Source organism: Microbacterium sp. (assembly GCF_047972865.1).
Lineage (GTDB): Bacteria > Actinomycetota > Actinomycetes > Actinomycetales > Microbacteriaceae > Microbacterium.
The window spans coordinates 1-8603 of record NZ_JBKEAY010000207.1 but is presented as its reverse complement, the minus strand read 5'-3'; the positions used below and the strand labels follow the sequence as shown (position 1 = coordinate 8603).

Annotated in this window: 7 protein-coding genes and 1 pseudogene; 3 read left to right on the top strand and 5 right to left on the bottom strand. The window is 70.8% G+C overall.

The genetic code is table 11. From position 1 onward, the window contains the following. Positions 1-236: pseudogene (locus ACK5KK_RS12605) on the top strand (hypothetical protein); the annotation flags it as partial. Between the two features lie 24 nt (positions 237-260). Here the strand turns inward: ACK5KK_RS12605 and ACK5KK_RS12600 are convergent. After that, the gene (locus ACK5KK_RS12600) at positions 261-1373 is read right to left on the bottom strand and encodes a 5-methyltetrahydropteroyltriglutamate--homocysteine S-methyltransferase (RefSeq protein WP_416890432.1); all 1113 of its coding nucleotides are present in this window, start codon (positions 1371-1373) and stop codon (positions 261-263) included. A 236-nt stretch (positions 1374-1609) separates the two neighbouring features. Between ACK5KK_RS12600 and ACK5KK_RS12595 the strand changes: the two genes are divergently transcribed. Then, positions 1610-1987 carry a rhodanese-like domain-containing protein gene (locus ACK5KK_RS12595; protein ID WP_416890431.1) on the top strand — a complete coding sequence of 126 codons (378 nt, stop codon included), beginning with the start codon at positions 1610-1612 and terminating at the stop codon, positions 1985-1987. Between the two features lie 163 nt (positions 1988-2150). On the opposite strand, the gene ACK5KK_RS12590 is transcribed toward ACK5KK_RS12595, so the two are convergent. From ACK5KK_RS12590 to ACK5KK_RS12580, 3 genes are read right to left on the bottom strand one after another with little or no spacing between them, the layout of a single operon-like run. Beyond that, complete coding sequence (locus ACK5KK_RS12590; RefSeq protein ID WP_416890430.1) at positions 2151-3071, bottom strand: serine hydrolase; 921 nt, start codon at positions 3069-3071, stop codon at positions 2151-2153. Positions 3072-3106: 35 nt separating this feature from the next. Then, complete coding sequence (locus tag ACK5KK_RS12585; RefSeq protein WP_416890429.1) at positions 3107-5086, bottom strand: M13 family metallopeptidase; 1980 nt, start codon at positions 5084-5086, stop codon at positions 3107-3109. A 45-nt stretch (positions 5087-5131) separates the two neighbouring features. Next, positions 5132-6916 carry a lipase family protein gene (locus ACK5KK_RS12580; protein WP_416890428.1) on the bottom strand — a complete coding sequence of 595 codons (1785 nt, stop codon included), beginning with the start codon at positions 6914-6916 and terminating at the stop codon, positions 5132-5134. An 88-nt stretch (positions 6917-7004) separates the two neighbouring features. Between ACK5KK_RS12580 and ACK5KK_RS12575 the strand changes: the two genes are divergently transcribed. After that, positions 7005-8324 carry an MATE family efflux transporter gene (locus tag ACK5KK_RS12575; RefSeq protein ID WP_416890427.1) on the top strand — a complete coding sequence of 440 codons (1320 nt, stop codon included), beginning with the start codon at positions 7005-7007 and terminating at the stop codon, positions 8322-8324. Between the two features lie 31 nt (positions 8325-8355). On the opposite strand, the gene ACK5KK_RS12570 is transcribed toward ACK5KK_RS12575, so the two are convergent. After that, a partial coding sequence (locus ACK5KK_RS12570) for a GyrI-like domain-containing protein (protein WP_416890426.1) occupies positions 8356-8603 on the bottom strand: 248 nt, incomplete at its 5' end.

Here is an 8603-nt window from a genome sequence, read left to right as displayed (position 1 = left end):
GCGGCAACCGCATCGAGTTCGCCACGGCGCAGGGGCGCCTGCTGCTGGACCCCGATTGGCCCGTCGTGGAGTGGAGCCAGGCCGAGCGCGCCAAGGGCCAGGCGTGGGGCATGAAGACCGTGCCGACCTTCCACACCCACGGCACCCCCTACGTCGAGGACCAGGAAGAGATCGACCGCGCTGCGCTCGAGGGCCGCGAATATGTGAAGGCCGAGCGCGACGAGGAGTCCGCCTGATCCGCGCCCGTCGGCGTCAGCGGCTCAGCGCCAGACGTCGGCGGCGATCGCGACGACCTCCCGTACCTTCGCCCACTGCTCGGCTTCGGTGAGAGTGTTGCCTTCCTCAGTGGAGGCGAAGCCGCACTGCGGGCTCAGCGCGAGCTGGCCGAGCGACGCGAAGGCGGCGGTCTCGTCGATGCGGGCCTTGACGGCATCCACCGACTCAAGGTCGCCGTTCTTGGTCGTGATGAGGCCCAGCACGACCGTCTTGTTCCCCTCCGGCAGGAACCGGAGCGGCTCGAACCCGCCGGAGCGGTCGTTGTCGTACTCCAGGAAGTAGCCGTCGTACGCCGTGTTCGCGAGCAGTTGCTCGGCAACCGGCTCGTACCCACCCGACGAGATCCAGGTGGATCGGAAGTTGCCGCGACACACGTGGGTGGTCACCACGAGGTCATCCGGCTTGCCCTCGAGGATGCGGTTGAGGATGCCGGCGTACCGCTCGGCGATCGCGTCCGTCTCGATGCCGCGATCGCGCGCCTTGGCCAGCTCGGCCTCGGAGCACAGGTACGCCCACGCGGTGTCATCGAACTGGAGATACCGTGCGCCCTCCGCGTAGAACGCCGCCAGGGCATCGCGGTAGGCCTGAACGAGGTCGTCGACGATGTCGTCGCGGTGCTCGTACGGCGCGGCGAGGTGACCCGGCTCAAGGCGGAAATCGAGCACGGTGGGCGCCGGGATCGTGAACTTCGGTACCGCGCCGGTCGTCCGCGCGAGCAGATCGCGTAGCGCCCGGAAGTGCGCGAGGAAGGGATGATCGGAGGGGAACGAAATCGGACCGGAGATCTCGATGCCGCGGGGTTTGGTCTGCACACCCTGGAACTGGATGCCGTGATCGAGTTCGACGACCTCCACACCGTTCAGGAGCCCGAAGTAGTCGAAGTGCCACCACGAGCGTCGGAACTCGCCGTCGGTGGCCACGGTGAGGCCGGCATCGGCTTGCGCGCGGATGAGCGCTTCGATCGCATCGTCTTCGACGGCGCGCAGCGCGTGTGTGGACAGGTCGCCGGCGGCATGGTTGTGACGTGCGTCGTGAAGCACGGTGGGGCGCAGAAAGCTGCCGACGATGTCAGCGCGATACGGCGGGGAGATGGTCATGCCGCCAGCATAGGTCGCCGCGCGCGCGCCGTACACTCGCGCGTCACACGGTGTCAAAATACCCCAGGGGGTATGTTACGATCGAGGGACAGTACACCTGAAGGAGAACACGCCATGTGTCAGCGCGTCACCTGTTCCACCTGCGGCAAATCAACCTGGGCCGGCTGCGGACAGCACATCGAAGAGGCTCTCGCAGGCGTTCCCGAGGTGCAACGCTGCCACTGCAGGACTGTCGCATGAGCCCCTCCCCGCTGCGCGCACTGGTGCCGCTGGCCCTCGCGCTGACCGCCACCCTCACCCTCACGGCGTGCGCCGCGTCCGGGCCGGTCCAGGTCACCGACGCGACCGTGATCGTGGACGTGCGCACCCCCGCCGAGTACAGCGAGGGCCACCTGCAGGGCGCCCTGAACATCGATGTGCAATCCCCCGCCTTCGCGGACGGCATCGCAGGGCTCGATCCCGCGGGCGAGTACGTCGTCTACTGCCGCTCCGGCAACCGGTCGGCGACCGCCGTAAAGGCCATGCGGGATGCCGGCTTCACCGGCGTCACCGATGCTGGCGGCATGTCGTCGGCCGCGGAGTCGACCGGTCTCGAGATCGTCACCGGCCCCTGACCGCACCCCCACGCCCAGCCCCCACGCCCCCGTTCCCAGCCGGTCCCGCACCCGCCGGGCCCGCGAGAATACACGCGCGCTATCGAGGCCGCGTGGTAACCACGGCGTCTCGATACCGCGGCTGTAGTCTCGCGGAACAGGGCGGCAGTCGCGTGCGCGCGGGTCAGTGCACGAACTCCATGAGGTCGACGCCGAAGACGCGGAAGGCCTCGTGCGCGCGCAGCCGGTGCGCGACCGACAGGTCATCGAAACCGACCAGCAGCGCGTAGGCGACACCCGCGCGCGGCCCGGCGAGAACCCCCGCCTCGGCACGGATGCCGTCGCCGCGGCCGGTCTTGTTCAAAAAGAGCAGCCCGCGCGGGTCGTCGTCGTGGGCGAACGGGTCCAGTCCGGTCGCGGAGGCCACCAACGACAGATCCTGGTTCAGGCTCAGCCACTCGGCGACCTGTGAGCTGACCGTCGGCGAGACGGCCCGCGAGTTCACGAGCGCGGAGAACAAGGCCGCCAACTCGCCCGCCGAGCTGAGCGCGACCTGCGGTGCGTCGTCGGGGCCCCGCACGTCGCGGAACCGGTCGAGCAGCGCCGTTCGCCGCAGCCCCAGCGACTCCAGCCGGCCCCGGACGGCATCCAGGCCCACCCGTTCGATGAGCGCGTTCGCGGCGAGCGCGTCACCGGTGGCCGCGGCGATCACCGCGAGATCGCCGAGTTCCAGCCGCGACACCGCCATCCGGCGCCACAGCCCGCCCGCCGTCACCGGGTCGAGCAGTTCTTTGGCGACGCGCTGGTGCGGGTCGAGCGTGCCCGCCTCGAATCGCGCGGCCACCTCGACCAGCAGCGGCACGACGCCGAGTCCTTCCACCGGAAGGGTCACGTGCTCGTCGCCGGTCAGCACAACCGTCCCCGAGTCCAGGTCGACCACCCGTAGCGACACGCGGGCGCCCGACATGCTGAGGGCATCCAGCGTCGTGAGGGTCGAGCTGAAGGTGCGACGGCTGCCGGACCGACGGCGCCCGCGACCACCCCGGCGTGACCGGTCGGCGTCGCGACGGAACGCCGTGTCGTTAGGGGGCTCGACGGTGCCCAAGGGAGTTCCTTTCCTCGCCAGGCGGCGGACGGGGTTTACCAGATGGTGACGCGCTGGTCGGCGGGGAGCCAGAGCTCGTCGCCGTCGGTGACGCCGAACGCGGTGTAGAAGGCGTCGACGTTTCGGACGATCTGATTGCACCGGAACTCGTTGGGGGAGTGCGGATCGGTCGTCAACAGACGAATGGTCTCGGCTTCGCGTCCTTTCTGCTGCCAGATCTGCCCCCAGCTGAGCAGGAGCCGCTGGATGCCGGTGTATCCGTCGATCACGGGGCCGTCACCGGTCTGCCCGGTCGCCGCCAGGTGCAGCCGGTATGCCCGGATCGCGATGCCGAGGCCGCCGAGGTCACCGATGTTCTCGCCGATCGTGAGCGCCCCATTGACGGTGTACTCGGTGCTGATTCCGCGCGGGGTGAGCCCGTCGTACTGGTCGATGAGGGAGCGCGTGCGCGCCGTGAAGGCCTCACGGTCCTCGTCGGTCCACCAGTTGTTCAGCGCGCCCTGGCCGTCATAGGCGCTGCCCTGATCGTCGAATCCGTGACCGATCTCGTGCCCGATGACCGCGCCGATGCCGCCGTAGTTGGCTGCCGCATCGCGTTCCATGTCGAAGAACGGATATTGCATGATCGCCGCTGGGAAGACGATCTCGTTCATGAGCGGATGGTAATACGCGTTGACCGTCTGCGGCGTCATGTGCCACTCGTCGCGGTCGATGGGACCGCCGAGCTTCGCCAGCTGGCGGTCGTGCTCCCACACGTTGGTGCGCCGCACGTTGCCGATCAGGTCGTCGGGCGTGACGGTGAGAGCGCTGTAGTCCTTCCAGCGCGCCGGGTAGCCGACCTTCGCGGTGAACGCGTCGAGCTTCTCGAGGGCGCGGTCCCGGGTCGCCGGCGTCATCCAGCCGAGTTCGGAGATCGACTGGCGGTACGCCTCGATGAGGTGGGTGACCAGTTCGTCCACCTCGGCCTTGGCGCGCGGCGGGAAGTGCCGCTCGACGTAGACCTTCCCGACGGCCTCGCCCAGCGCGGCTTCGACCAGGCTGACGCCGCGCTTCCAGCGTTCCCGATTGACGGGGACGCCCGTCAGCTCGGTGCCGTAGAAGGCGAAGTTCGCGGCGACGAAGTCCTCGGACAAGAACGCGGCGGATGCCCGGATGACGTGCAGCCGCAGCCACGCTTTCCAGTCGTCGAGGCGATCATCGGTGAGCAGGCCCCCGAGCCCCTCCAGGTAGCTGGGCTGGTTGACATTGACGCGCGCGAAACCGTCGGCCCGCCCCGGTGCGACGCCGTCCAGCCACGGCTGCAGGTCGACGCCGACGAGCGCCTGGACCTCGTCCCAGCTCATCGGGTTGTAGGTGGCGACCGCGTCGCGGCTGCGCACGTTGTCCCAGTGGTGGGTGGCCAGCTCGGTCTCGACGGCCAGGATCCGATCGGCCGATGCGTTCGGCTCCGCGATGCCGGACAGGTCGAGCATCCGCGCGGCGTACCCGCGGAACTCGGCGCGCACATGCGCCAGGGTATCGAGGCGGTAGTAGCTTTCGTCGGGCAGCGACAGCCCGCCCTGACTGAAGAACACGACGTACCGTTGCGGGTCGCCGGGATCGGGCTCGACGTACGCGGCGATCATGCTGCTGACGCCCTCGCGTTCCAGTTCGCCGACCGTGCGCAGGAACGCCGGGATGCCGTCGATCGCCGCCACCCGGGCGAGCTGTTCGCGCATCGGCTGCGCACCGAGTGTCTCGATGCGCTCGGTGTCCATGAAGCTCGTGTACAGGTCACCGATCTTGCGGGCCTCCGTGCCGGGGTCGGCGGCCCGGGCCTCTTCGATGATCGCGCGGACGTCCTCCTCAGCCTGGTCGGCGATGACGGAGAACGAGCCCCACCGCGCCTTGTCCTCGGGGATCTCGGTGCGTTCCAGCCAGTCGCCGTTGACGTGGCGGAACAGATCGTCCTGCGGTCTGATGTCCATACTCAACTCGGTGGTGTCGATACCGGAGCGGAGCATGTTCGCGGTCATTCCACCAGAATAGGCGGTACGACAACCCGTGGCGTTCCTCCGCCGTCACCGGTCGACGCGGACGCACCCGGGTTCGACCGTTTCGCCGGCGAAACGCGCCCGGGTCCACTCGACCAGTTCCAGCAGCAGCGGGGACGGGCGTTCGATGACCCGCGCGTGCTCGTAGCCCGCGTACACCCGGTAGTCCACCTGCTGCCCGGCGTCGCACAGGCTCGCGACGTAGCGGTCCTGGAGGGTGGGGGACACGACCGTGTCGGCACCGCCTTGACCGATGAGCAGGGGCGCTGCGATGCCCGGCGGCGCGATGTTCTGGCGGAGCCGGGCGCCCAGTGGCCCGACGGTGGGCGACCGGGCGAACAGCTCCGGGTCACGGCTCATCCCCAGCGCCGCGAACACCGACACCACGGTGCCGGGGTCGGACAGGCACCGCTGCGACATCGACAGCAGGATCTCCTGCGCCCCCGGGCGCACCACCTGGGTGAGGTCGACGTCCGGGTAGATCGCCGAGTACGAGGCGGTGGCGAACGAGGCGAAGATGCTCCCGCCGGTGACGCGCGTCACGCGCTGCACGAGCGCGGGCGGGTCGCCGGCCGGCGCGAGCGCCGCGACCCCGCGCACCCACACGTCGGGGGCGTAGGAGCGTGCCAGCGCGCCCGACCACAGCGCCGCGTGGCCGCCTTGCGAGTGACCCCAGATGACCGTCTCGACGCCCAGGTCGGCGTCGTCGAGCTCGCGGGCGGCGCGCACGGCATCCAGCGACGCGTACGCGCTCGGCGGGCCGATCAGATACGGATGCGGCCCCTCGGTGCCCAAGCCGATGTAGTCGGTGGCCACCACCGCCCACCCCTGCGTGATGATCGTCGGCAGGATGTACAGCGCGCCCGACCACAGGCCGCGCGGCTGCAGCGACGGCGCACAGTGCTGCGCGTAGCCGGTCGTCCCGTGGTTCCAGTCGATGACCGGCCAGTTGCCGTCGCCGTCGCGGGGGACGACGACCACACCGCTGGCGGCCCGCACCCGGCCGTCGACGCCGGTGGTGGTGTATAGGATGCGCCAGGCGACGGCGCTGTCGGGGATGCCGCCGGTGAACGGCTCGGCCCGGATCAGTCGGCCCGGCTCGCCGGGCATGTCACGTGGGGCTGCGTAGAACGCGTCGACCACCGTGGACCCCTGCCGCAGCGGGGCCGTGACGATGACGGCGGCGACCGCGACGACGACCGAGGCGACGGCGACCGCGGTCCGGGCCCAGCGCCGGCGGCGCTGTCGGGGATGCCGCGCGCGCCTGCGGCGCAGCCGGGTCCACAGGTCGGCGACGCCCCCCATGATGAGCCGCGCGCCGAAGACGACCGCGACCACCAGCAGGGTGATGTCGGGCCACGACAGGGCGAGCCCGCCGAAGATCACACCGGCGGCACCGAAAGCAGCGTCGGCGACGCGGGCGTCCCACCCGCGGTCGCGCTGGAAGGCGGCGATCAGCGCGAGCGCGCCGTTGACGATCAGCAGCACCCCCACGAGCGCGGCGACCAGGCGCACGGTCAGTCCGGGCCAGACCAGGACGAACATGCCGCCGACGAGCCAGCCGACACCGACCGCGGCCCGCCAGGGCGGGTGCTCGGCGTCCTCGGCCCGCCCGGTGAGCTCGAGCAGGCCGGTCAGCAGCATGCCGCCGCTGAGCAGGAACGCGAGCACGTCGAGTGCGGTGGTCGGCTGCAGGACGATGACCGCACCGAGCACGATCGCGACGGCGGCGACGGCGATCCGCGCCCACCCGGGCAGGCCTGCGTGCAGCCGGACCAGCGTGAGGCGCCGCAGTATCCTTCCCGTCGCCATCGGTCCAGCCTACGATCGGTCGCGGCCTCGCGGGGCCCCACCGTGAGCGGTTCGCGGGACCAGGCGTCCGCGGCAATAGGCTCGTCGCATGACCGCCACGACACTCAATCGCGACATCCTGCGGTTGGCGGTCCCGGCGCTGGGCGCCCTGGTCGCGGAGCCGCTGTTTCTCATCGTGGACTCGGCGCTGGTCGGTCATCTCGGGCTGGTTCCGCTGGCGGGGCTGGGGATCGCGGGCGCGATCTTGCAGACCATCGTCGGGTTGATGGTGTTTCTCGCGTACTCCACGACGCCCGCGGTGGCGCGCCGGTTCGGCGAGGGCGACCACCGCAGCGCCGTGGGTGTCGGCATCGACGGGCTGTGGCTGGCGCTCGGCCTCGGGGCGGTGCTCGCCGTGATCGGGTCGTTCGCCACGTCGCCCTTGGTGGCGCTGTTCGGGCCGACCTCGGCCGTCGCCGAGCAGGCCGAGATCTACCTGCGCATGTCGATGTGGGGTCTGCCGGCGATGCTCGTCGTGTTCGCGGCGACCGGCCTGCTGCGCGGGATGCAGGACACCGTCACCCCGCTGTGGATCGCCGGGCTCGGCTTCGCCGCCAACGCGGCTCTGAACGCCCTGTTCATCTACGGTCTCGGCTGGGGGATCGTCGGTTCGGCCGCCGGCACCGTCGTCGCGCAGTGGGGGATGGTGGGGGCGTACGCGCTGGTGATCGGGCGGCTGGCGCGGCGGCACGCGGCCTCGCTGCGCCCCCAGCGCGACGGTGTGCGCGGGTCGGCGCGCTCGGGCGGGTGGCTGTTCTTGCGCACCGTGTCGCTTCGGGCCGCGTTGCTGGCGACGGTCGCGGCCGCGACCTCGCTGGGCACCGATGAGCTGGCCGGCTGGCAGGTCGCGTTCACGATCTTCTCCACCGCCGCGTTCGCGCTGGATGCTCTCGCCATCGCCGCCCAGGCCCTCATCGGCAAAGGGCTCGGCGCCGAGGACCAGCCGTTCGTGCGGCGGGTGCTGGGACGCACCGTGGCATGGGGAGCCTGGTTCGGCGTGCTCACCGGCATCGTGATCGGCGCCCTGTCGGGTGTGATCGGGTTGGCCTTCACCGGCGATGCCGCCGTCGCCGCACTCGTGCAGCCGGCGCTCATCGTGCTGGCCGTGGCGCAACCGGTCTGCGGCATCGTGTTCGTGCTCGACGGTGTGCTGATCGGTGCCGGCGATGCCCGCTACCTCGCGATCGCGGGCATCCTGAACCTGGCGCCGTATCTGCCGGCACTGGCGATCGTGTGGTCTCTGCACCCCGCCGGGGCCACGGGGCTGGCGTGGCTGGCGGTCTGCTTCTTCGGGGTGTACATGCTCGCGCGGCTGCTGACCCTGGGGTGGCGCATCCGCCGCGAGGAGTGGCTGACCGCGGGCGCGTGAACGCGCGCCCGACCGCAGACTCCGCCGCGCGTCACCGGCGCCGCGGCGCCCGGGCGTCGATCGGCGCGACCGGCTGACGCAGCACCGTGCGGCGCCGCTCCGGGGCGACGCGACGCGCATCGCTGAGATAGATCTCGTGGTGGCGCCCGTTCCACGTGAGGCCGCGGGCGGGCATGATCTCGTCGTGCAGTCGGGCGAGGGTGGGCGCCTCGTCGTCGAACGACCCGAGGTGCATGATCTGCAGGCAGCGGCCCTCGTCCAACCGCTGCACCCGCACCC